A 25,172-nucleotide genomic window follows, 5' to 3' on the forward strand; every position below is an offset into this window, starting at 1 on the left:
GTTTATTATAACTTAATATATTAAAAATGTACACTATTTTACCAAATTTTCAATCACTTCATATGATTTGGCAATAGCTTCATTAACTTTTAGCGGATCTTTACCACCAGCCTGCGCCATATCTGGTCTTCCACCACCGCCACCGCCAGCTACAGTAGCAACTTCTTTAATGATTTTACCACAGTGTACTCCTTTTGGTAATGCATTTTTAGTAGCCATAGATACAAAGTTAACCTTATCTCCTAAAACGCTACCTAAAACAACTACACCAAGGTCTAATTTATTTCTTACCTTATCAGCAAGATCTCTTAAAGAATTCGCATCAACATCTGAAACTACATAAGCAACAACTTCTACCTCGTTTATTACTTTTTTAGCTCCTAATATTTCATCTTCAATTCCAGAAACTAATTTACTCTTTAGCTCTTGAATTTCTTTGTCCTTTTCCTTAAGCTCTTGAGTTGTTGTATTAATTTTTTTAATTACTTCTTTTTCGCTGCATTTTAATATTCCACAAGCTTCTTTTAATAGATTTTGTTTTTCTTCCATATATCTTAAAGCATTAAATCCAGTTAAAGCCTCTATTCTTCTTACTCCAGCTGCAACACCAGCTTCAGAAACTATTTTAAATAATCCAATCTCTCCTGAATTTCTAACATGGGTTCCTCCACATAGTTCCTTTGAGAATTCCCCAACAGAAACCACTCTAACCTTATCACCATATTTATCATCAAATAAAGCCATAGCTCCAGAAGATTTTGCTTCATCCATAGTCATAACATCAGTATCAACATCAAATACTTCCATTATTTTTTCATTAACTAAATCCTCAACCTTGTCAAGCTCTTCTCTAGTTAATCCTTGGAAGTGTGTAAAGTCAAATCTTAATCTTTCAGCATCAACATAAGATCCAGATTGAGATACATGCTCTCCTAGTATTTCTCTTAAAGCTTCATGAAGCATATGAGTTGCAGTATGATTTTTACCTATGCTGCTTCTTCTTACTCTATCTACCTTAAGTGTTACTTCTTCATTAACTGAAACTTCACCTTGAACTACAGTAACATAGTGGATTGTCTTTCCAGAAACATTTTTCTTAGTGTCATAAACTTCTGCCTTAAAATTATCATTATAAATAACACCAGTGTCTCCTACTTGACCTCCCATTTCAGCATAAAATGGAGTGTTAGAAGTAACTATATAACCTTTATCTCCTTCAGATAACTTTTCTTTTAAATCACTACTATCAGCTAATGCAACCACTTCTGATTTAAGTTCAAGTTTTGAATATCCTAAGAATTCAGTTTCTATATAAGCATCTAATTTATTGATAGGTTTATCATCAGTACCCATGTAAGTACTTTCCCCTCTTGCTTCTCTAGCAGATGTTCTTTGATGCTCCATAGACTTATTAAAACCTTCTAAATCTAAAGATAAACCTTTTTCCTCTAATATTTCCATAGTAAGTTCTAGTGGGAATCCAAAAGTATCATATAATTTGAAAGCTTTTTCTCCAACTAATACAGTTTCAGAAGCCTTCTCCATTTCTTCTATATAAGACTTTAATATATCCATACCAGAATCTATAGTTTCATTAAATCTTTGCTCTTCTAATAAAATGATTTTCTTTATATAATCTTTCTTTTCAACTAAATTAGAATAAGCTTTTCCATAGTTCTCAATAACAACATCAACTATATCTATAAGGAAGATATCCTTAGCTCCTAACAATCTTCCATGTCTTGCAGCTCTTCTTAATAATCTTCTTAAAACATAACCTCTTCCTTCATTTGAAGGTAAAACTCCATCAGAAATTAAGATAGCAACACTCTTAAGATGGTCAGTAATTATTCTTAAAGATATATCTTTGTTAGGGTCCTCACCGTATTTTGAATTTGTAACCTCACATACCTTGTTAAGTATGCTTCTTACTGTATCTATTTCAAAAATATTATTTACCCCTTGCATTATTGTAGCTATTCTTTCAAGACCCATTCCAGTATCTATATTAGGTTTTGCAAGTTTGTTGTAAACTCCTTGTTCATCCTTATCAAATTGAGTAAACACAAGGTTCCAGAACTCAACTATTCTATCATCATCAGCAGCCTTTAGGAATTCTTCAACAGTCTGAACCTTACCTTCTCCTCTGTCAAAGTGAATTTCTGTACAAGGTCCACAAGGTCCAACTCCAATTTCCCAGAAGTTATCATCCTTACCTAATCTAAAAATTCTACTTGGATCTACATCTGTTTTTGAAGTCCAAATATCAAAAGCTTCGTCATCTTCTAAATATATAGTTACATAAAGCTTATCTTTAGGAATTTGTAAAGTTTCAGTTATAAATTCCCAAGCCCATGGAATAATCTCTTCCTTAAAATAATCTCCAAAAGAAAAGTTTCCAAGCATCTCAAAGAAAGTACCATGTCTTGAAGTTTTTCCTACGTTTTCAATATCACCAGTTCTTATACACTTTTGACAGGTTGTTACTCTGTTTTTAGGTGGCTCTTGAAGTCCTGTAAAATAAGGCTTTAATGGCGCCATACCTGCATTAATTAATAATAAACTCTTATCATTTTTAGGTACAAGAGAAAAACTCTCAAGCCTTAAATGTTCTTTACCTTCAAAAAAACTTAAATATGCTTCTCTAAGCTCATTTGCTCCCATGAATTTCATATATTTTACCTCCAACAATAAAAAAAATTAAAATAAAAAGCCCTTCATCCCTAAACAAGGGACGAAAGACATAACTTCCGCGGTACCACCCTAATTATGCTATAATAATAGCATCACTCAAGAAAATCAGCTCCAAGACAGCTTCAATTTAATATGTAAGAAGTTTTCACCAAATCCACTTCCTCTCTAGATACATTAATTAAATCTACTCATTCTCTTCACAGCCAAACACAAATATATATTTGAATTATAGGATACGCCAATAACTTTGTCAATATTTATCACCTTTAGTCATAACTAATATCTCTAAAATAAATAATAATTTATATCCTCATATATAACCTTAATCATAACACCTATAGGAACGGCCAAAACCATCCCAAATATTCCTCCTAATTTTTCACCTATTAAAAGCAATAATATAATGCAAATAGGATGCATACTAATAGATTCTCCTGTAACCTTAGGAGCTATAAGATCCCCTTCTAACTGTTGTATTACAAAATATAATATCGCAACTGCAATAGCCTTAGATGGAGAAGTTAAAAAAGCTATTAAAAGAGCTGGAACTAGCCCTATTATAGGGCCAAAGTAAGGAATTATATTAAATATTCCATTTAAAATAGAGAGCCATAAAGGAAATTTAATCCCTATTACAAGTAAACCTATAAAGGTTAAAACTATTATAATAAGTGACAATAGAAGCTGAGAAAATATATATTTACCTAAAAGTTTATCAATATCCTTACCAATAAGTTTAACAACACTTCTTTTTTCAGTTGGAAGAACCAATAAAAGCTTGCTGCCAAGAGTTTTCCCATCCGCTAGAAAATAATAAGTTACAACAGGAATTATAGCCAAGGATATCATATTCTCCCACAAAGCTATAAGGGTATCAAAAAATCTATAAGAAGTATCAATAAGCCAAACATTTAATTTTTCGCTAGTCTGCTCATAAATCACATCCACAACACCTATATTATAACTTCTAAGTTTATTAAGAACAGAGTCTATTAATTCAGTAAATCCATTTAAAATATTTTCTATATCCAAAGTTTCCTTAAATAATGTTGGTATTAATAAAGCAAAGGTTAAAACTACAGTCCCTAATATAGCAACTACTAATAAAGCAGAAACTAATCTCTCGTTAAACTTAAATTTACTTACTATAGAATTTTTAACAGGTTTTAAACTATAGGCTATAATAAAGGATGTAAAAACCACACCTACTATCTCTCTTATAATAGAGCTTTTGTTTATTATGAATATAATAGCTAATAATAAAAGTAATATTCCAATTCTTTTGCCCCACTTCATCACATAACTTCTATTCATTAGACATCACCAAATTGTGTGGAAGAGACTTAAAGGATATCCTTTGATCCTCATAATATAATATTTCTTTTTCACCAAGTATGCTATTATTTATAAGCAAAACTCTTTTCCCCTTATATATTTTATCAAAAATCCCTGAGGCAACAATCATACCCTTAATTGAATAATTCAATAAATTAATAAGAACATCCTCAACTACACCTAAAATATTTCCCTCGTTACTTATTACCTCCATGTCCTTAATATCTAAAAAAGCTATGCCTTCTTCAGAGGTTGTTTTAGCTGTTACTATAACCTCATTTAAAGATAAAATATCCTCAACAGCTATAAACTGCTTTTTCTTAAATAAACTAAAAGCCGAAATCTTAAAACCCTTAACTATTCCCTTATAAAAATCTATATATATATCTGTTACAGTTCCTATTTTCTTTCCCCCAACATCAAAAACCATCATTCCTACAAAATCTTTCCTACGTTTCAAAAAATCGCCTCCCATAGAAAATTATATATTTAGTATTTCTAAAAATTGATAAAATATAACATTTATTTATGAAGTTTCATTAGATTCTTTATGCCTATTTTCCTAAATAATAAAAAAACTCTGCCATAAACTTTTATCTGTTTATAGCAGAGTGATACTATAGATATTATTATTTCCAGACAACTTTAGATTCTTCAATATCTCTCAATATTATTTTCATCAGTAAATCTTTTTATAAACTCATAAGTTTTAGGAGCTTTTATATTTAAAATAGACTTTCCATCTTTGGAATATAACTTTATGATATTTTTTGTATTTGCATGGAAAGATAAAGTTTCCCCACTCGTAAGTTCAATAACAAAACTATAATTTAGAGTAACTATGTCTCCACTTACACTCTTTTTTCTCATTTTACTTACTTCATCCATTATCATCTCTTTATCTGAATCACTAACTTTAATAGAATAATATCCATTTTTATCAGAATACTTGCAATATATATCCTTAACATTTCCCCTTGAAATTTTATAATTAGGTTTTGTGTTAATATAATAAAACAGAAGCGCTAAACCCATTATAATGACCATAAAAGTCCACTTTTTCTTATTCATAAATATCCCCTTTTTAATATTATTACAATACACGAATAACTATAGCTATAACAACTCCAACAACAAGAGTAATCAACCCTGCCCCTACTGCTGACAAAAACTTTTGATATGGGCGTTTCCCGTATTCTTGATTCTTTTCAATTTCATCCATACTTTTACCTTCTTCAAAGTAAAGAATCTCTCTATAAGTCTGAATGTCAAAATTCTTTTTTAGTTTTTCTACTCTAAGGGCATAGTACATAGTTATAATAAAAATCACTCCATATATTCCTAAACCAACGAAATTCCAAAGCATTGCTAATGGAACTGGAGTTAAAATCAAAACTACCATGAGGATAGTAAAAATACTCCCCTCACTTTTAAATCTTTTAATGTCTTCTTCCTTTACCTTTTCTTTCATTTTTTCAAGATCTCCTTTGATTAAATTGTCAAGAGAGACATCAAAAAGAGAACCTAGTAATAATAAACTTCTAAGATCAGGATAACTCTTACTATTTTCCCAACTTGAAATTGTTTGTCGAGATACAAAAATCTTTTCAGCTAATTCATCCTGAGAAATCCCAATCTCATTTCTATATTTTTTTATTTGTTTTCCAATCTCCATAAAAGGTCCTCCTGCAACTTCAGTCTAAGATCTTAAATAAATTATCACAATCAAAAGTGCTTTACACTGGCTTATTTTCACATGTCAAAAGTATTTTACATACCTGCAATTGCCCTAATTATAGCATTTATAAACATACTTATTAACCTTTTATCTATTAATAACTATTCAATATTTCTTGTAATTTTTCTATGATTACTTCTGATGAACTATTTATAAATACACCATAATCTATATCATAAACTAAAATAAATTCTTCATTTATAAACTTACATTTATAAATATCTTCTGAGGGACCTATTATTTTATTTCCAATATAAATAGCTGAATTGTTTTTTAAAATATTAAAAATCTCATCAAAAATTTCCTGTTCATCCATATCTCTATAATTAGTTATTACTAATTCATTATTCTTATTTTTTATAGCCCTCATCTATTTTCCCCCTCATAATAATTTATGTAGCAGTAAATCTGCACTTGGGAAAATTACTACATCCTTTAAAGCTCCCGTATTTGCCCTTTCTAGTGACTAAGTTTCCACCACATCTAGGGCATATATCATTACTAATTTTATTATTTTTCTCTTTCACATTATTATGTATAGCTTGTACATGAGTTTTTCTATTATCTTTACTATCAATATTTAGAGATAATAACTTATTATAAATATCCTCTTTATCTTTGTTAGAGATATTAGTATCGATATACTTCTCGATAGCTTTAAGTAATTTTGTTGTATAAATAACTTCTGATTTTGTATTAACCTTCAAGTCAGCTTCTGTGGTAAAAGTAACTATAGGAATATACTTTATATCCTCATATGTACTCAAAATTTCTTTTAATCCCATTACATGTCCATAGTTTTGTTTTATAGGATTGTATAACTTCTCTTTTCTCTTATAAATTTGTTGTCTCCAATAATCATCATGCTCATTCCCAAGTATCCATCCTTTATAATTTTTAGTCTCAATTACAAAAATACCATAATTAGATACTACTACATGATCTATCTGTGTCGTTTTATTTCCTACTCTTATCATCAGATTATTTATAACTTTATAATTATTTGGATTTAACTTAGATAGTCTACTTGAAACAGCAGCTTCCCCTATAAATCCTTTAATCTTTGGCTTAAATGCGCCTAAAACTATAAAGAATAAAATTATTACTACTGCATACCAATTTTGTATTAGTATTTGAATTATTAAGTCCATATAAACCCTCCCATATATAGCAAAATTATCGTCCACTATATTTTACATCATTATTCCAGTTATGTGTATTAAATGGAGCAGACTTTTAGCTTTATAGCAAAAAATAAAGGAAGAATTTTTTCTTCCTGTCCTTTGACATTTAGTGAATATTAAACCTAGTGAATTATATTAAAGAATACAAAATAAGTTTTAATGTCACCAACACTTTAACCAAACATCTCCCCAAACTTCCTAATTCCCTCAACAAATTCATTTTTCCCACCTTGAGCCGGATGTCTTACCTTATAGCAATCAATGCCTATCTTATTAAGACTTTCCTCAGCTTTATTACCAATTGCAATTACCTTTTTTATCTCAAACATTTCTATCATTTGAAGAAGAGGCTTTTCACCTATTAAAAGTTCACTTTTTAATGGGGTTCTATTGCTTTCTTCATCATCTTTTTTGTGTGGATGAAAAGGAAAAGCGTTCCAAGATAATGCCTTTATGTCATACTGTAAAAGGGTATTCCATATAATTGTAGCCGTTGCTTCTTTAAGTAACTTTTCTTTTGGATAAGCTAGCCTATAACCTTTATCCATTCCAAACAAATCTAAACCATCCATATTATTTACAAGTAAATGTTCACTAGTAAAAGGCACTCCAGTAAGACGGCTGCCTCTATATCCAGGAGCTTCTCCCACAATCATAATTTTAGGCTTTAATTCATACATCTGCTTTAAATATATTAATAGATTATCCCTTCTTATAGAACTTTCCTTATATTCATATGAATACTGATTATATACATTTGGAGTAACCTCTATAGCCGCTAAATCTTCCACAAAACTTTTCAGCTTCTTTATCATTATAATCAATCCTTTTACACTAAAGATTTCTTTTTTAATTTTACCATACAAAATGCTATACCAGTTACAATACATTCTGTCAAAATAAAAGCAAACCATACTCCTGTAATATTCCAAATTCTACTTAATAAAATAACTAAAGGAACTATAATAACACATCCTCGTGATACAGAAATTATAAAAGCATCCCTTGTACGCTCTGTAGCACTTAAATACATAGCCATGATTATATTAACACCCACAAAGAAAAATCCTATAAAATATATTCTAAGTCCTGATTTTGCAATTTGAGCTATTTCGAGATTCTTCTCACTGTTAAAAATTCCAATAATATTATCAGAATTAAAAAACATAAATAAATACATAAATAATGCTAAGGAAATGGAAGTTATCAAAGCATAATTCTTCACTTTTCCAAGCAACTCATGATTTTTCAATCCATACCCTTTACTAATGAGAGGCTGCACACCTTGTGCTATTCCAGTAAAAACTGAAATTCCTACAAGAGCTATATTGGCAACAATCCCATATGCAGCAACTCCTAAATTTCCCCTAAGTCTTAAAATAACAAGATTAAAGGTAATAAGAACAACAGCAGAAGAAACCTCTACAATAAAAGTAGATAACCCTAAGCTAAATATATCACGAATATAAGAGAAATTTACCTTACTGTGGATAAACTGAAAATTATTTTTCTTCTTAATAAAATGAATTAATAGTACACCCATACTTATTATTGGTGCAAGACCTGTTGCAAAAGCAGCTCCAAACATTCCCATACCAAAAGGGAACATAAACACATAATCCAAAACAATATTAGAAAAACTCCCTAGAAGCATTGCAATCATTGATAAATTAGGATTATTATCATTACGTACAAAAGCAAGCACAATGTTATTTATAATGAAAAACGGTGCAAAACATAATATTGTACTCAAATATTCTTTTGTTAATGGTAATGTAGTCTCATCAGCACCTAAAACTAAGGCTAAGGGAGTTGACCCAAATATACCTATTAATGCAAATATAATTCCTATAATAACACCTAACTTCATGCAAGTAGTAAATATTATATTAGCTTTTATATCCTTGTTTCGTGATTTTAATATACTATATCTCGTAGCTCCTCCAATACCAATCATTAATCCCGCACCATGAATAACACTATAAATAGAAATAGAAAAATTAAGTGCTGCAATACCTGTAGCTCCTAATGCCTTAGCTACAAAAAAAGTATCTGCTAAAATGTAGCAAGAAAGCCCTATCATCCCCATGATGTTTAAACTAACATACTTAATAAAATTCTTTAAAATAGACTTTTCCATCTAATCCCCTCCAAAAAAATAAAAGGTGCCCTGATAACATTCCTTCTAAGACCTAACGGAATGCTTCAGAACACCTTAAAATCTTTACCCGGTGGCAAAGTTTAAATTCAATATAATTTTTTTCATTATAATATGAATTTAAACTAGTGTCAATTAAGATTCACTTGATTTATTCTTTTCTTTATTTCTATTTCTTACTGGTACAAACTCCGAAGTAGTATCATTGGGATCAATATAAACATAGTCTCCATTTTCACCTTTTTTAAGACCTAAAGATGCCATTTTCTTCTTAGTATTTTTATATTTTGTGCTCATCAAATTCACCTCTTAAATGTGTCTATATTATTCACCCTTTAATTTGCCCAACTTATTCTTTTATAATTAATAAAATTTTATTCTACGTAAAAATGCAGATGAGAGAATCCCACCTGCAAATATTATAAGCATACATTAACTTCTTATTTAAACATCCATCCTGAAATAACCATCATTTGAACTTCTGATGTTCCTTCATAAATTTCTGTTATTTTTGCATCACGCATCATTCTTTCTATTGGATAGTCGCTTGTGTATCCATAACCACCAAATAATTGTAAGCAGCGGTTTGTTACATCAGTAGCATTTCTTGATGCAACTAATTTTGCCATTGCAGCTAAATGTGTATATCTTTCATGATCATCTTTAGCACATGCAGCTTGATATACTAAAAGTTTTGCTGCTTCTGTACTTGCACGCATTTGAGCAAGTTCAAATTGTGTATTTTGGAACTGTGCGATAGGGCGTCCAAATTGAACACGTTCCTTAACATATTTTACAGTCTCTTCTATTGCACCTTCTGCAATACCAAGAGCTTGTGCAGCTATACCAATACGTCCTCCATCAAGAGTTGCCATTGCAATTCCAAAACCTTTACCTTCTTGTCCTAAAAGATTTTCCTTTGGAACTATACAGTTATCAAAGAATAACTCACATGTTGAAGATGCACGTATTCCCATCTTCATTTCATGACTTCCAACAGAGAAACCTGGGAAATCTTTTTCAACGATAAATGCTGAAATTCCCTTTGTTCCCTTACTCTTATCTGTCATAGCTAAAACAATATATATATCTGCATATCCTGCATTAGTAATAAAGATTTTACTTCCATTTAATACGTAATGGTCTCCTTCTAAAACAGCTGTTGTCTTTTGCATAGAAGCATCAGTTCCAGCAACAGGTTCTGTAAGTCCAAAGGCACCTAATTTTTCACCTGTAGCAAGTGGTTTTAAGTACTTTTCTTTTTGCTCATCTGTACCATATGCATAAATTGGTGATGCACAAAGACTTGTATGTGCTGAAACAATAACACCTGTTGTTGCACAACATTTAGATAATTCTTCAACACACTGTATATAACTTAAAGTATCAACTCCAGCTCCACCATATTCTTCAGGAAATGGAATTCCAAGCAGACCCATCTCAGCCATTTTTGCTACATTTTCTTCTGGAAAACGCATGCTTTCATCAATTTCTTTTGCTATTGGTTTAACCTCATTTTCTGCAAAGTCACGATACATTTCTTGTAATTGTTGATGATTTTCATCTTGTTTAAAATCCATATTAATTCCCTACCTCTCTTTTTTTATATGTGTATATCAATTGTGATTTATTAGTTTATACCATCTAATGTGTAACACACCTTGCCCGGATTCATGATGGAATTCGGATCAAACACTTTTTTAATACCCTTCATTAATTCCATGTTTAATTCTCCAACGCTGTCAACAAGATACTTAACCTTTCCACTACCAATTCCATGTTCTCCTGAAACAAGTCCTCCACATAAAGTTGCTTCATCATAGATAATCTTGAAGAATTTATCAACTCTTGCTTTAAACTCTGATTCTTCTAAGTCATTGCTACATTGATATATGTGAAGATTTCCATCCCCTGCATGTCCAAAGCTCTTAATAGTTAACCCACACTCTTCACCAGCTTTATTTACAAAAGCAAGATAAGAAGCTATTTTATTTACTGGAACTACAACGTCACATTCATCTAATAATTTTGTTTCTGCCATAATTGCTTCTAAGAAACTAGAACGCGCAGCCCAAGCATCCTTCATTTTTGCAGGTGTATCAGCTACAAGAACATCAATCGCTCCAGCTTCTAATACTATTTCACTTGCTTTTTCAATAAGATCATTTAATTCATCTTCATTGTTAGCATCTATAGTAACAAGTAAATAAGCATTTGCAGTTACACCATCAATTACTTGTGGAAATACGCTTTTTCCAACATATCTTTCACTAGATAAAACAATTTCTCTTTCCATAAATTCTAATGCTTGTGGATTTAGGTGTTCCATTTTGAATTTAGGAACAGCAGAAATACAATCATCTAAATTTTCAAAAGGAATAATTAAACTTGCAACTACCTTTGGTGCTGTCATGATTTTTAAAGTAAGCTCTGTAATAATTCCAAGAGTTCCTTCAGAACCAATCATTAAATTCAAAAGACTGTAACCTGAACTTGTTTTTGATACTGTAGCTCCAAAGTGAGTAATTTCTCCTGATGGAAGAACAACTGTCATTGCACGTACATAATCACGAGTTGCACCATATTTAACAGCTCTCATTCCACCAGCATTTGTTGAAACATTTCCACCTAGACAAGCTAGCTTTTCACCTGGATCTGGAGCATATAACAATCCTTTTTTAGCACAATCCTCTGCAAGATCATTTAATAAAACTCCTGCTTGTACATGAACAACAAAATTTTCCATGTCATAAGAAAGTATCTTGTTCATCTTTGTAATGTCAATTAAAACTCCCCCTAAAAGTGGAACTGCTCCACCAGCAAGACCTGTTCCTGCTCCTCTTGGAGTTACTGGTATTTTGTTTTCATTACATATCCTTACAACTTCAGAAACCTCTTCTGTAGAATGTGCCATAAAAACAACTTCAGGAGACTTTTTTCCATAGATAGGCATCTCATCATGAGAATAATCTTCATTGATATCACTATCTGTTAAAATATGCCCTGGAGCCACCGCCCTTAATTTTTCTACTATCTCTTCTGTTAACTTATTATATTCAGCCATATTACTCATTCCCTTCATATATATTTAGTGAAAAACTTAAATTTTTGCTCACAATTAAACCACTTAAAAGTTATTAAAGCCATAAGGTTCCTAAGAAACATACAATACCAGCTATAACTATATAGCAGATAAAATACTTAAATACAGTTCTTAAAATTTTACTTTCTGAGCCAGTTGCACCAATTGCACTTGCTCCGATTGCAATACTTTGAGGAGAAATCATCTTACCAATACCTGCTCCCATAGTATTTGCTGCTCCCATCCAAGCTCCAGAAAGTCCAAGGTTTTGTGCTGTCTCTACTTGTAATCCTCCAAATAAAACACTTGTTGATGTACCTGATCCTGTTACAAACCCACCAATAGATCCAATCAATGGAGAAATCAATGGATATGCTCCTCCTGTAACCACAACTAAAAGACTTGCAATATCAGAAATCATTCCACTATATGCCATTATTTTTGCTGTGGACATAACTGCACAGATTGTAGCAATCGTTTTCCAGTTTGCCTTTAAGGTACTAACTAATACATCAAATATCAAAGATAGTTTGGCCCCCTGAACAAAACCACCAATAACTGCAGCCACAAAGATAATAACCCCTGGAGTATTGATCCAGCTAAAATTCAATGTATTTGCACCTTGACCTGCATACACCTTTAAACTAGTTTTAAATACTGCAATTACGTCATGAATTGGCGGAAATAATGTTGATGTAGAAATTAACATCACAAATATTAAAATAAATGGACACCACGCTTGTACTGCTTTCCCAAAGGATAAACTTGTTTTTTCCTTTTCCTCACTAACTTTAATACAATACTCCTCTTGAGGTTTTTTGTTAAAGACCTTCGCTGCAATAATTGTAAATACCATAGAACATATTGAACCTACTATGTTTGGTAGTTCTGGTCCAACTGTTGTTGCCATAATATAAGCAGGCACTGTAAATGCTACTGCTGAAACTAAGGTAACAATAAATGAACCTTTTAAAGCCTTAATTCCACCACCTATGATACACACCATGATAAATGGAGTGATAAAACAAAGAAGCCCCTCAATTACTGCTGTATTTGCAGCTAAGTCAGTAGTTGAAACACCAGTTACTGCTGAAAATGTCACTAGTGGTATTCCAACTGATCCAAAGGCAGTTGGTGTGGTATTTGCAACTAAACATGCTATAACTGTTGCAAAAGGATTTAATCCAATAGCCGCCAGCATAGATGCAGGAATAGCAACCGCTGTACCAAACCCCGCCATACCTTCCATAAAATTACCGAATCCCCATCCAATAATTAATATCAAAACCCTTTTGTCTATAGAAACTTCTGCTAGCATTTGCTTTATGGAATCCATTGCGCCTGTACGTAAAATCAGATTATAAGTAAACAGTGCTGCAACAATAACCAAGCAAATTGGCCACAATGCATTAAGAATCCCTTCAAATACTCCTGTCACAGTATTAATTACACTCAGTTTCCAGAAAAAGATCGCCAAAAACATAGTAATACAAAGCGCTATAGAGCAAGCTTTATAGCCTGGCATCTTTAATTTACTGAGCGCAATTATAAGCCAAAGAATAGGTAATATTGCCATTAAGAATTTTAGAAATAACATTTTTCCATCTCCCTATTTAATTTTAAAATATTAACCCTATTTTTTAGTGCGACACCAAGTTCAATTTTTAGTGCACATTAAGCTCATTTTTTAGTGCGACAATTTCTTTTTTATATAAAACATCCCTACTTTTCTTTTAATTTTTTCATTTCTTCAATCATAACTGGAAGAATCTCATTTACATTTCCAACAATGCTTACATCTGCAATTTCAAATATTGGAGCCTCTTCATCTTTGTTAATAGCAACAATATAATTTGAGCTAGACATACCCGATGTATGTTGAGTTGCTCCAGAAATACCACATGCAATATAAAGTTTAGGTGATACTATTTTCCCTGATTGTCCAACTTGATGTGTACGAGGAATCCATCCATTTTCAATTGCTGGTCTTGTTGCACCTACTACACCACCAAGAACACGTGCTAATTCTTCAACAAGTTTGAAGTTTTCTTCACTTCCAAGTCCACGTCCACCAGAAACAATTACTTCAGCTTCTTCTAAATTAACAGATTCTGAAATTTCTTTTACCCTATCAATAATCTTTGCCTTAACAACATCAGCTTGAACTTCAATGGTTTTCTCTATAACCTCTGCTTTTGAAACAGCTTCAGGCTTTGGAAAACTTCCATTTCTAACTGTAACTACAGCTGTGCCATCTACCACAATATGTTCTAAAATAGTACCGCCATAAGCTGGTCTAGTATATATAACTTTTCCATCTTCTTTACTAATTCCTGTTACATCACTTACACAACCTAAACCAACACGTCCTGCAATACGTGGTGCAATATCCTTAGCCATTGCTGTATTTGCTAGTAAAACAATATCTGGATTCTGCTCTTTAACTATTTCTGATAATATCTCTGTCAAAGTATCGCAGTCAGAAGCTCCATCTACAAAAGTAACTGAAACTCCAAAATCAGCTACAGTTTCTGCAACATCTTTCTTATTTACCACAATAGCTGTACCTTCTGCATCTAATTCCTTAATAGCACTAATAAGCTCAATACTTCCGCCCAAAACTTTTTCTTTATCTGTTTCAATAAATAATAATGCTTTCATACCGTCTCTTCCCCCCTTAATTAAATTGCTTTATCTTTTTTCATTTGCTCAATAGTAGCACTAACTGCTAATATAGGGTCTTTTTCTTGAATCTTTATGCCAGCCTCTTTCTTAAGGGGTTCAACATATTGAATACAATGTACCTTTGACTTCTCTACATCTCCAATTTCAGCTGCACTATAAGTTTTGATAACTGCTTTACGGCTTGCCATCTTATTTTTAATAGTAGGATAACGTGGATCATAATCTGGTTTACTTACTGTAACAACAGCTGGAAAACCTAAAGAAACTAAATTATAACCTTCATCAGTTTCTTGGTGAATTTCCATCACATCATCCTTTAAATCGATTTCAATAGCGCTACTAAGATATCCTAAACTTAACTTTTCAGAAAGCATTGCTCCAACTTGTCCAGTAATTTCATCTGTAGATTCTTTTCCACATAGAATTAAATCAAACTTTTCACCTTTATCTTCTTCAATTTTATGAATAGCATCAGCTAAAACTCCAGCTGCTCCCATAGCATCTAAATCTGCATATAAATCATCTTTAACAAAAAAGGCTTCTTTAGCTCCCACTGCAAGACAGTTTCTTAACGTGTTTATAGAATCCTCTGCTCCAACCGTCAATACACTAACTGTTCCTCCATGAGTCTCAACAAAACGTGCAGCTAACTCCAATGCATATGTATCAAATGCATTTGCCACAAAACTGACTCCATTTAATTTAGGTTTTTTCTTGTCCTTGTCCAAATGAATTTCAACAGAATCATCCGGAACCTGTTTTACACATAATAGAATCCTCATACTATCCCTCTCCTTACCCTTTTCAGATTGTTAATTTTAAAAATCATTTTGTATTTAAATAATCAGAAATTGGTCTTACCAATTAATAAGTTAATTTTATCACAATATTCCAAAAATTTCAACGCATTATATAAATAATTAATTTTTGTATTTAATACATTAGTTGTCATATCTTTATAATTAATGAGTATAAAAAAGTCGCCAAGGCGATTATGAGCCGTCGACTTTTTTTGCGCATCTACCTGTAGAGACTTCTTCACAAGTCTCATCTAATCCTTCACGCATCTGCCTTTCCAAACGCATGTGAGGAAAAACTGGCAGGCGCTCAATTTTCTTGTTTTTTATTCTTTAGGAGTTCATGTCTAGTAAATGAATTTCATGAATCTGAAAAGAGCTTCTACTGTAATAATGTGTATAATTTCTAAAGAAAAAAAACAGGCGGATAATTACCACCTGCAAGATTTATTATTTTATTTGCTTTCAAAATATTTCTCTATATCTTCAACTTTTTCTAAATCAAAAATATCTGTAGCTATAGTTTCTATAATAGCTTCAGGTAATTTCTTTATTTTATTAATGTAAGCTTCAGGAATAGATTTAAATTTTTTTGCTAATTGCTTTATTAAAACCTCAGCTTTTCCTTCAGCCTTTCCTCTAATAAGTCCTTCTTCTTCACCCTTAGATTTTCCATCCTCATATATCATTTTTCCTATTTCGGTCATTGATATCACCTCCAGAAATTTTTTCTTGGATAATTCATCTCCAAACTTCTCAAATAATGCGTACAGAAGTGTTGTACATTTGCTTTTATCTTCGCTATTTTTAATCTTATCAGCTAGTTCTATACAATTAATAGTTTGCGTACTTTTGTCTCTTTTACTTTTCATTAACGGAATCATTGTAAGATTTACAATATCCTCATCAGTTAAATTTGAACCATTTAAGATTTTTTCTTTTAAATAATTTAATCTGTCATCACCATTTAAACTGCTCATGTAAAACGCTTCAACAGAGTATTTTACTGAACCAGCATTTACATATGTATTGGCATTTGCAATATCGGCTGAATATATAATTACTGTTTTAACTTTTCTTTTATTTTTGAAATATAAAGAAGCATCATAATAAAGAAACCTACTTAAATCATCTTTTTTATTTGTAGTTTGAAATTCGAAATGTAGATAAGTACCATCTTCTAAATAGAATAAATAATCCATCTGATTTGTTTTAATTTCAATATTTTTTAATTCAGTTTCAGCTGGAGCTATTACCTTATCTTCTATCCCAAAGAACTTAATTGCATGATCCTTAAAGTAATCCATAGCTTTTTTCATTATGGCATCTTCAACTTTATTATAGTCCATTTCACCCTCCTATTTCAATTAAGCAAAACAACTTAATTATAATTTTAATATTAGGTACCTAGATATTCAGAACATTTGTTCCCTTGATTATTATTGCCATTTAGAAGAACATATATTCCTATGCTTTATAAATAAATTTCTCTGATTTTTTATCTGCTCATTGATGGTAAATAAAAAACTCTGCCATAACCCTTTATAAGTTTATAGCAGAGCGATATTATAAAATATTATTATTTTCATCAGTAAATCTTTTTATGAACGCATAAGTTTTAGGAGCTTTTATATTTAAAATTGAAACTTGGATTCCAATTCAAAACTAATCAAAAAACTTCCCTTTATAAAAATTCTCATTGTTAAGTTTTTGAGCTGTCACCCTAAACATGACGCAACCATCAGGGCATACGATATCCTTGCTATATTTATCATTGCCACCAATGTTCTCTAAATCTCCGCCACTTCTGACTGCCTCCATGATTGGAAACATAATCATCATGACCTTGGAACAGATACCTTGTCCATCCGAATTCGTTGGACAGCCATATGTACAGGTATATTTATCTCCAACTTCCTCCCCGTTTCTGCAATATCGTTCTGTGTGATCACTTCGAAGAAACCCAGTCACCTCAATTTCAAATTTGTACTCCTCATCATACCATTTTTTCATGATTAACCTCCAACTTTAAATTTGCTTTCCACCCTATTCAATAATAAGTTCCACATATCTTCCAGTTTCTTTGTTATATACGTGTTTTCCTATTAAAAAGCGTAGTCTTCTAATATCCTCTAAATCAGGACTTGCAAATTCTTGATAACATTTTTGGGAATCAACTGTATTTAGTTCTTTGTAAAAATCTGAAACATAGCAATAATATTTATCTAGTATATCTTCTAAAGGATATTGTGTTATATTACTTGCATTAGCTCCCTCATCAAATTCTGGCTCTTGAATAAAAGATAGTGAAGTTACATATAAAATCTCACCATCTTCTTTTACTTCATATATTCCGTTTTCAATTTCAGAATATATATCGCTATTATATTTATTAGCATTATAATTTTCGATTTGTTTCATAGTTTGTCCCCCTATTTAAATTACTATTTAGCTCTATAATTTAATTCTGAATTCTCTTACAATTATAAATCAATTATATCATATTTATCTAATAAAGGAAGTTATAGAAAATATAACCTAGGGCAATGAGACTTTAGAAATAAACTTAGTTAGCGCTAATTCTTCATTGAATGAGTAAAACAACACTATAAAACTGGTTCTCAGTTTTATAGTGTTGTTTTGTTCCTTATATTTAACGCAAGATTGATTCATAGCTTATTTTTTTAAACGAACCGTTAATCAAAATCCATGCAATCGCTGCTAAAAAGACTCCTAAGCCTAATAGAATCCAAATATTTATAAGGATAATCCCTACAAACTGTCCAGCCACTAGAAAAATTACTGGCAAAACTAAAAGTGCACCAAGTTGTTGGGATTCTTCCATTGTTTGTGCCTTGGCTGAGCCACGTACAATCAATGTAATTGAGATTAGGGACATAGCTGGAGATATAAGTAATAGCACTATTAGCCAACTTATATTAGGTAACATCAGGCTGCCTGTTGTTATAAATATTTCAATCTGAGTCACAAGTGTCATAATGATGAAAGATAGGAAAGAAACCAGTTCACTCATGATAAATGAAGAAAGTATTTTTGCTCTGAATATTTGTTTTAGAGAAAGAGGGCAATATAAGAGAGTTTCAAGTGTTCGCTTTTCCTTCTCCCCCACGAAAGAACTTGCCGCCATAATTGATGAAGCCATAATAGGAATTATTATAAAGAAAACAGGCATAATGTTGTTTATAAGTAGGGATATAACCGCACCCTTCATATTATCCGGCTGAACGTCTACTGGCAACAGACGAATCATTGCATCAAAGTCGCTAAAATCCGGCGTAAAATTTAGTACTATAATAAAAATTGAAGGTATAATAACTGTCAACACTATCGGAACACTTATCATTCCTATAAGTAATTGCTTGTTGGCAGTGATGCCTCGTATGTCCTTTCGAATTAAAGATTTCATTGCATTCATAACTATTTGACCTCCTTTTTCTCTTTTCGTTTCTCAATAAGGGAGAAGTATATCTCTTCCAAAGACAATTTATTTGCTGAAACTGAATATACGTTGCCGCCAGCATCCACAATGTGTTTAATAATCGGTGGAATTTCCTCCTCCGTCTGCACATTGATTTCAGCCCACTGTCCTTCAGTTTTCTTGAAAGGCATTCCTTTTGGGAAATAGTTTGCTTTAATTTGAACATTTAGACCTGAGAAAAACTTGCAACGCAAAGCATCAAGGCTACCTACCTCTAACAGTGCCCCATCATCAATAAGTCCATATGAGGTGCAGACCTCCTGAGCATAACGTAACTGATGCGTACATAAAAAAACTGTGGTTCCTTTGTCGCTAGCCAATTCTTTAATCATATTATTTACACCTTGCGCACTCTCAGGATCTAATCCAGAGGTGGGTTCATCCAAAAATAATATTTTTGGTGTATGGATCATTGCCCTTGCTAAGGAAAGTCGTTGACGCATACCAGTAGAATATGTGCTCAGCTTTTTGTCTTTGGCGCTAATAAGATCCAATCTCTCTAGCAAATCGAGTGCCCGCTTACGACTTTCTTCTTTTGAAATTCCAAATAACGTACCATAAAATTGAAGGTTCTCCTGACCTGTTAGATTGCCATACATCTGAGCATGCTCCGTAACCACTCCTGAGATAGCATGGACTTTCTCTGGATTAGACGAAGGATTTATGCCAAAAACATGACAAGAGCCTTCTGATGGAGATATCATACCATTTAAAAGTTTGACTGAGGTTGTCTTACCAGCCCCATTGGGGCCTAGAAAACCGAACACTTCACCTTGCCCTAGTTCAAAGCTAACATTATCCAACGCCTTTTTTCCACCAGGGTATATTTTAGTAAGCCTATCTGCAATGATTGCATTCATGTGCTTTCCTCCTCTTCATTAACAGAATTTATCTTATCAACTAATGATTAAATTATTATTATATTGATTATATTATCACTGTGATAATATAATGTCAAGAAGAAGCTCCTTTACTATTCACTAAGTAAAGGAGCTTTAAAAAACTTATTTATCGTAATTTTCTGGTGGTGAAATAATTAATCCTAAAGTTCGTGATTTTCTATCTGCCGTAGGTCTATTTTTATAAAGCGGCTGAATTATTTTCGAGTATTCCACCATTGCTGATTCCAATTCTTCATCGGTTGCATAGATGGGTGCAAGAGAAAAACCCGACCTGTCTTTTAATATATCTATGTTCGGATTCTTACAATAGTCTTGAAATCTTTTAATAAATCCAAAGACATACTGCATAAACATTTGCATATAAGCATCACCTGAGTTTTCACCAATTAGATCCTGACCGTTAGAATCTAAATTAATGGCAACTCCATAGGTCTTTTCAATTGTCCCTCTTACCTGATTTTCCTCCACTACTTTTAAAACACCATCATTTGTCATACGCTTCAAGTAGCGGTATAAGGTTGCTTGTGGAATATCATTATATATTTCTGTAAGTTGTTTAGCAGTTGCTTTTCCAGAAGAATATAGTTCTAATAACAGTTTACATTTTATTGGGTGAGTAATGCACTCTATAACTTTTTGCTCCATAACACTTCCTCCTAATTACTTATGAAAATATTATCACTTTGATAATATAAAGTCAAATAATTATACACTTTTGTTGAATATCCACACTATCCTCACTTTCAACACTAAAAATATATAATTTTGCTATGTGCTAATGTCAAAATACATGATACTATTTTTGTACTGCAAAGTAAAAAATACCGCTTATTCACTTGAATAATACGGTATCATAATAACTTTATATTTGGTTTTATCTATATAATAAGAATTACTTGCTATCTAAAATTTAGAATTGAGTTCATCGGCTTTGTTGTTCATATTTCGATAACCATTCGTCAAATATATCCATGCCTTTGTGAAGAATAACTAAATTTATAACCATAATCACAAAAGCTAAAATAGAATATAAAACAATAGTTTCTAACTGATACAACTTCAACATATTATTAATAATATAAATACATATAGGCAAACAAATAACGCTTGTAATAATAGCTGGGACATATATCTTTACTACCAAAGTTTGAAAACAATGTATTACTAAATGTAAAGTAAATGCTATAAACGCTCCCACCCATAAAATATACCAATTTGTCATATAAGAGACAACTGTAATTACAGTAATTAAAATAAATTCTTCTGCTACACCCAATGCAAAAGATGATGTTGTAATATTATCAAAATGAGGTAATAACCTTTTTAATAATTTAGGAAATCTTTCACATAAGTAATGTCTATTTTTCCTTACCCATGATTGCATAAAAATTATTTCTTCAAAATCATGAAAAATAAAAAGTATAGGAAATAGCCATATAATTACGTTTATATCAGTCATCAACATTCCTCCCAAAAGTTTATTTTATAAGTAATTTTTGAGCCATAACTGTTTTTCCTGTACAACTAACCCCACTAATCAAAATAACCATAGTTATATCACTCCAATTATCAAATCTTTTTACAATGTAAGCAACAACTACTCGAATCAATTATACCATATTTTTCAAATGCCGCATGTTCATTTGAATAATGTATTGGCTGCCATATGCCATTCTCCATCTTTATAACCAGTGTTTTTTCACCCCTACTAATTATTATTTATTTGTTCTTGAAGTATTATATTCTTCCACCAATATGGAATATACTTTAGCATCTCTCGGTATATCTTTTATTATCACTTCATTTCGTAAAGTTCCTTCATAAGTCATCCCTAGTTTCTTTAACATTGTTTCTGAAGCAATATTATTTGATTCGCATTTTCCTTCAATTCGTATGAGTTTCATTTTATCAAAGCCTAAGCTAATAACTGACCTTAATGCTTCAGTTGCAATTCCTTTGCCCCAATATTCTCTGTTAATAACTGCACCTAATGAGGCTGCTCTATCTACCTTAAAATACAAATTTACAGTTCCTATTACTCTGTTGTCAGCTTTATCAATAACAGACCAAACAATTGAAATACCTTCATCCATTTTTTTAATTAAGTTCTCTAAATGATTGATTGTAGTAATCTTATCAGAATGTTTCTCTCTTGGTACATAATTAGTGGTTTCTTCATCAGAAAACACTTGATATAAATCATCCGCATCAATTAATGATAATTTTCTTAATAACAACCGTGGAGTTTCTAAACGAGGACAATCAATTTTTGTGTTCATGTATTTCCTCCCATCATTCGATTAATCTTCAAAAACGTTAATTTTATTGCTTCCATCTTCTCCTATAACCTTTACTATATCTTGAATATGACCTTTAAATCCATCAATAAAGTATTCTTTGCTTAATACATTTGAAACTATACTTTTTTCTTGTTCACTAACCTTAATTTCATAACTAACTACTTCAGCGTCTTTATTATATCCATATACTATAGTAAAATAGTTTTCTACATCATTTACAAATATAGTTGAGAAACTAAATAAACTATTACTTCCACCCTGTTCTGCGGCTCTATAACTCTTATAATACAATCCATCCATTTTCTCTTCATAGCAATTAAGATATTTGTATTTTTCATTATTAATAGGTGTGCTTAATACCACCTTAAACTTCTTGCCATATACTTCAAAGTCTTTAACTTCTTTAATACTAACCTTATCATTCCAATAGTTATCAATACCTCTGTTCATATTTGAAGAGAACATTATTGTCTTGCTATTAAAGTAAAAAATAGATAATATACCTGCTAAAAAAATAATGATTATTGAAACTTTAGCTACCTTTTTTATTCTCATTTTTTCTCCTTAATTTAATAAACTAATATCCCCATGTTTTAAGTGTCCACTTACTATTTTCTTTATCACGCACTAAAATCCACTGCCAATCAGTATATTTAGAATTAGGATTAAGACTACCATCTCCACCAGAAGAATTTACTCGAAAATTTGATAACAAAATTATTGCCTCATGTGAATTATATTGCCTTGCCCATTCATCTGATGAAGAAATATTAATATCTTCGTCATACCATAAATCAGTTAATGCACAGCCCTTAAATTCGCTTTTAAATTTTTTCTTAACAATATCCATAGCATCGTCAATGTCTTGGTTACTATAAACTTCAGACTGTGGTATAGATTGATTTACATTATTAATATCCCCACCTATGTAAGCCCTTAGAAAGTATACTGCTATACCAATTATACATATTACAAAAATTGAAGCTATTAATTTACTTTTTTTACTCATCATTTCCCCCAAAAACACTTATTTCTATATATGATATCTAAGCTATTATCATTTCGTATTATGATACTAACTCCCTTAAATCCCTCAAATAAATTCATCTTGTTAAAAATATAAAAATTGAAATACCAAAAATAAATATTGCAACACATAAGCTAAATATAGCAACTTCTTTATTTTTTTTCCAATTCTGAATGGTTTGAATCACCATTAGTACACCTAGTAATGGTTCAAATACATTTATTGCATTTTCCCATATATCTAAAATCTGCATAACCGCCAATATTATTATACTTATAGAACAAACAATCCCCATTACAGTAATTACTTTCTCATGTGTTTGCTTTTGACTCCATATTTGTCTAGTTTTCCCCATTATACCACCCCTATATTTTACAATTATTAATTAATTATATCATATTTATCCAACACTCCATTATTCATTTTTCAAACAACCACTTACTTCACAATAATTTCAGGTTTTAAACTAACTTTTTTGTATTGCAAAGTAAAAAATACCGTAAATTCATTTGAATAATACGGTATCATAATAACTTTATATTTAATTTATTCTGTACAATATATAAGAATTTTCCGAAGCTATTTCTTCTACTTTAAATAATATATTATATGTTGAAAACTTACTATTTCATTTGTTTTATTTCTATAACAATGTGGCTTATTTGCAAAATATCTTATCGCATCTCCATGTGATAACTTGTATATTGAAGTTCCTATTTCTACTTCCATCTGCCCTTTTGTAACAATAATATACTCTTCAGTCCTCTCATTATGTGGCAAAGATTGATGATTACAACCTGCCTCAAGCTCAATAGTAAATACTTCAAATCTTCTAGTGTTATCATATGGAAAAAGAGGAAACACTCTCATTTTTTCATCACTTTCTACTATAGGTTTAATATCATTGTGACAAATATAAACAATCTCCATATCATCTTCTTCCATAAAATAAGAAAATGATACATTTAGTCCTGTAGCGATTTTCCATAGAGTAGATACGCTTGGATTTGAACTACCTTTTTCTATTTGAGCTAACATCCCTTTACTTACTCCAGTAAGTTCTGCAACCTTATCGAGGCTCAAATTTTTTTGTTTTCTTATTTTATTTAAATTTTTACCTATTATCAAGTTAAAGTCCTTCATATAAATTCCTCCAAGTGTTGTTTATTATTATGAACATGTGTATAATATATTATACACCAGTAATTACATATTTACTATATTATGTGAAAAAATTATAAACACAATTAAAGGAGGGAACTTTTATGTCATCTAACTTAAAGAAGAGTGCAGAAAAAGTGCAAAGTGTACTAAATGAATTTGGATTTGAGCTTAATGTAATAGAGCTATCAGATTCTACCCGTACTGCACAAGAAGCAGCAAATACAATAGGCTGTACAATAAGTCAAATAGCCAAATCATTAATTTTCCAGGGTAAAACAACTAAAAATCCTATATTGATTATAGCAAGTGGTACAAATAGAATTAATGAAAAGGCGATTAAGGAATATATTGGTGAAAAATTAGGGAAAGCAGATGCAGATTTTGTTTTGGAACATACAGGTTTTGCAATTGGTGGAATTCCGCCTATTGGACACAAAACTCCTATTACTACCTTTATAGATGAAGATTTAATGCAGTACGAAGAAATTTGGGCTGCTGCTGGAACTCCTAACGCTGTTTTTAAATTAACTCCTAAAATTTTATCAGAAATAACAAAGGGAAATATTATTTGTGTTAAATAAGTGTAGCCATAGGATATTTTTTTAAG

29 protein-coding genes and 1 other annotated feature are annotated in these 25,172 nt (G+C 31.3%); of the genes, 1 reads left to right on the forward strand and 28 read right to left on the reverse strand.

Translation table 11 applies throughout. The features are described 5' to 3' along the window. Positions 1-33 precede the first annotated feature (33 nt). The 28 genes from alaS to L1S49_RS12225 form a co-directional block, all read right to left on the reverse strand. Entirely contained in the window at positions 34-2,673 is a 2,640-nt protein-coding gene (alaS, locus tag L1S49_RS12095) for an alanine--tRNA ligase (protein ID WP_238904702.1), read from the reverse strand. A gap of 54 nt (positions 2,674-2,727) precedes the next feature. Then, positions 2,728-2,904 (reverse strand) — a binding site (T-box leader). 75 nt (positions 2,905-2,979) lie between these two features. Further along, positions 2,980-4,008: an AI-2E family transporter gene (locus L1S49_RS12100; RefSeq protein WP_238904704.1), complete on the reverse strand. Its 1,029-nt coding sequence runs from the start codon at positions 4,006-4,008 to the stop codon at positions 2,980-2,982. Further along, entirely contained in the window at positions 4,001-4,489 is a 489-nt protein-coding gene (locus L1S49_RS12105; protein ID WP_073015848.1) for a PRC-barrel domain-containing protein, read from the reverse strand. Before L1S49_RS12105 ends, L1S49_RS12100 begins: the two co-directional genes overlap by 8 nt. 194 nt (positions 4,490-4,683) lie before the next feature. Then, positions 4,684-5,100, reverse strand: coding sequence for a hypothetical protein (locus tag L1S49_RS12110; protein WP_238904706.1), 417 nt, complete (start codon positions 5,098-5,100; stop codon positions 4,684-4,686). 22 nt (positions 5,101-5,122) lie between these two features. Further along, entirely contained in the window at positions 5,123-5,704 is a 582-nt protein-coding gene (locus L1S49_RS12115; RefSeq protein WP_238904711.1) for a helix-turn-helix transcriptional regulator, read from the reverse strand. A gap of 157 nt (positions 5,705-5,861) precedes the next feature. Further along, positions 5,862-6,137 carry a hypothetical protein gene (locus tag L1S49_RS12120; RefSeq protein WP_238904714.1) on the reverse strand — a complete coding sequence of 92 codons (276 nt, stop codon included), beginning with the start codon at positions 6,135-6,137 and terminating at the stop codon, positions 5,862-5,864. A 22-nt stretch (positions 6,138-6,159) separates the two neighbouring features. Next, positions 6,160-6,918, reverse strand: a complete 759-nt coding sequence (locus tag L1S49_RS12125; protein WP_238904716.1) for an NERD domain-containing protein — start codon at positions 6,916-6,918, stop codon at positions 6,160-6,162. Positions 6,919-7,124: 206 nt separating this feature from the next. Beyond that, positions 7,125-7,766, reverse strand: coding sequence for a uracil-DNA glycosylase (locus L1S49_RS12130; RefSeq protein ID WP_238904718.1), 642 nt, complete (start codon positions 7,764-7,766; stop codon positions 7,125-7,127). 14 nt (positions 7,767-7,780) lie between these two features. Next, a complete protein-coding gene (locus tag L1S49_RS12135; RefSeq protein ID WP_238904720.1) occupies positions 7,781-9,091 on the reverse strand; it encodes an MATE family efflux transporter in 1,311 nt (436 codons plus the stop codon). 153 nt (positions 9,092-9,244) lie between these two features. Next, positions 9,245-9,406, reverse strand: coding sequence for a hypothetical protein (locus tag L1S49_RS12140; RefSeq protein WP_238904722.1), 162 nt, complete (start codon positions 9,404-9,406; stop codon positions 9,245-9,247). Between the two features lie 143 nt (positions 9,407-9,549). Then, a complete protein-coding gene (locus L1S49_RS12145) occupies positions 9,550-10,689 on the reverse strand; it encodes an acyl-CoA dehydrogenase (protein WP_238904724.1) in 1,140 nt (379 codons plus the stop codon). Positions 10,690-10,739: 50 nt separating this feature from the next. After that, positions 10,740-12,173 (reverse strand): FAD-binding oxidoreductase, encoded by a 1,434-nt coding sequence (locus L1S49_RS12150; protein WP_238904905.1) that lies wholly within the window; start codon positions 12,171-12,173, stop codon positions 10,740-10,742. A gap of 73 nt (positions 12,174-12,246) precedes the next feature. Beyond that, complete coding sequence (locus L1S49_RS12155; protein WP_238904737.1) at positions 12,247-13,788, reverse strand: L-lactate permease; 1,542 nt, start codon at positions 13,786-13,788, stop codon at positions 12,247-12,249. Positions 13,789-13,913: 125 nt separating this feature from the next. Further along, positions 13,914-14,852 carry an electron transfer flavoprotein subunit alpha/FixB family protein gene (locus tag L1S49_RS12160; RefSeq protein ID WP_238904739.1) on the reverse strand — a complete coding sequence of 313 codons (939 nt, stop codon included), beginning with the start codon at positions 14,850-14,852 and terminating at the stop codon, positions 13,914-13,916. Positions 14,853-14,872: 20 nt separating this feature from the next. Beyond that, on the reverse strand, positions 14,873-15,658 hold the full coding sequence (locus L1S49_RS12165; RefSeq protein WP_238904741.1) for an electron transfer flavoprotein subunit beta/FixA family protein: 786 nt from the start codon (positions 15,656-15,658) through the stop codon (positions 14,873-14,875). A 470-nt stretch (positions 15,659-16,128) separates the two neighbouring features. After that, the gene (locus L1S49_RS12170) at positions 16,129-17,022 is read right to left on the reverse strand and encodes a DUF4351 domain-containing protein (protein ID WP_238904744.1); all 894 of its coding nucleotides are present in this window, start codon (positions 17,020-17,022) and stop codon (positions 16,129-16,131) included. Between the two features lie 316 nt (positions 17,023-17,338). Beyond that, positions 17,339-17,686 (reverse strand): TIGR04076 family protein, encoded by a 348-nt coding sequence (locus tag L1S49_RS12175; protein ID WP_073015836.1) that lies wholly within the window; start codon positions 17,684-17,686, stop codon positions 17,339-17,341. 33 nt (positions 17,687-17,719) lie between these two features. Further along, positions 17,720-18,094: a hypothetical protein gene (locus L1S49_RS12180; protein WP_238904746.1), complete on the reverse strand. Its 375-nt coding sequence runs from the start codon at positions 18,092-18,094 to the stop codon at positions 17,720-17,722. 232 nt (positions 18,095-18,326) lie between these two features. Further along, a complete protein-coding gene (locus tag L1S49_RS12185; protein ID WP_238904747.1) occupies positions 18,327-19,109 on the reverse strand; it encodes an ABC transporter permease in 783 nt (260 codons plus the stop codon). 2 nt (positions 19,110-19,111) lie between these two features. Next, positions 19,112-20,032: an ABC transporter ATP-binding protein gene (locus L1S49_RS12190; RefSeq protein WP_238904749.1), complete on the reverse strand. Its 921-nt coding sequence runs from the start codon at positions 20,030-20,032 to the stop codon at positions 19,112-19,114. Positions 20,033-20,176: 144 nt separating this feature from the next. Further along, positions 20,177-20,719 (reverse strand): hypothetical protein, encoded by a 543-nt coding sequence (locus L1S49_RS12195; RefSeq protein ID WP_238904752.1) that lies wholly within the window; start codon positions 20,717-20,719, stop codon positions 20,177-20,179. Between the two features lie 277 nt (positions 20,720-20,996). Then, positions 20,997-21,533: an HXXEE domain-containing protein gene (locus L1S49_RS12200; protein WP_238904755.1), complete on the reverse strand. Its 537-nt coding sequence runs from the start codon at positions 21,531-21,533 to the stop codon at positions 20,997-20,999. Positions 21,534-21,552: 19 nt separating this feature from the next. Continuing rightward, the gene (locus L1S49_RS23250; protein WP_275299585.1) at positions 21,553-21,684 is read right to left on the reverse strand and encodes a hypothetical protein; all 132 of its coding nucleotides are present in this window, start codon (positions 21,682-21,684) and stop codon (positions 21,553-21,555) included. Between the two features lie 105 nt (positions 21,685-21,789). After that, a complete protein-coding gene (locus L1S49_RS12205) occupies positions 21,790-22,353 on the reverse strand; it encodes a GNAT family protein (RefSeq protein WP_238904761.1) in 564 nt (187 codons plus the stop codon). 21 nt (positions 22,354-22,374) lie between these two features. Then, a complete protein-coding gene (locus tag L1S49_RS12210; RefSeq protein WP_238904764.1) occupies positions 22,375-22,929 on the reverse strand; it encodes a hypothetical protein in 555 nt (184 codons plus the stop codon). Between the two features lie 22 nt (positions 22,930-22,951). Next, positions 22,952-23,383 (reverse strand): hypothetical protein, encoded by a 432-nt coding sequence (locus L1S49_RS12215; protein ID WP_238904766.1) that lies wholly within the window; start codon positions 23,381-23,383, stop codon positions 22,952-22,954. 94 nt (positions 23,384-23,477) lie between these two features. Next, a complete protein-coding gene (locus L1S49_RS12220) occupies positions 23,478-23,756 on the reverse strand; it encodes a DUF3953 domain-containing protein (RefSeq protein WP_238904769.1) in 279 nt (92 codons plus the stop codon). A 233-nt stretch (positions 23,757-23,989) separates the two neighbouring features. Continuing rightward, positions 23,990-24,544, reverse strand: a complete 555-nt coding sequence (locus L1S49_RS12225; protein WP_238904772.1) for an XRE family transcriptional regulator — start codon at positions 24,542-24,544, stop codon at positions 23,990-23,992. A 122-nt stretch (positions 24,545-24,666) separates the two neighbouring features. On the opposite strand from L1S49_RS12225, the gene L1S49_RS12230 reads away from it, so the two are divergent. Then, on the forward strand, positions 24,667-25,146 hold the full coding sequence (locus tag L1S49_RS12230) for a YbaK/EbsC family protein (RefSeq protein ID WP_238904782.1): 480 nt from the start codon (positions 24,667-24,669) through the stop codon (positions 25,144-25,146). Positions 25,147-25,172: the final 26 nt, after the last annotated feature.

This window comes from Clostridium sp. YIM B02506 (assembly GCF_022324845.1).
In the GTDB taxonomy this organism is placed as follows: domain Bacteria; phylum Bacillota; class Clostridia; order Clostridiales; family Clostridiaceae; genus Clostridium_T; species Clostridium_T intestinale.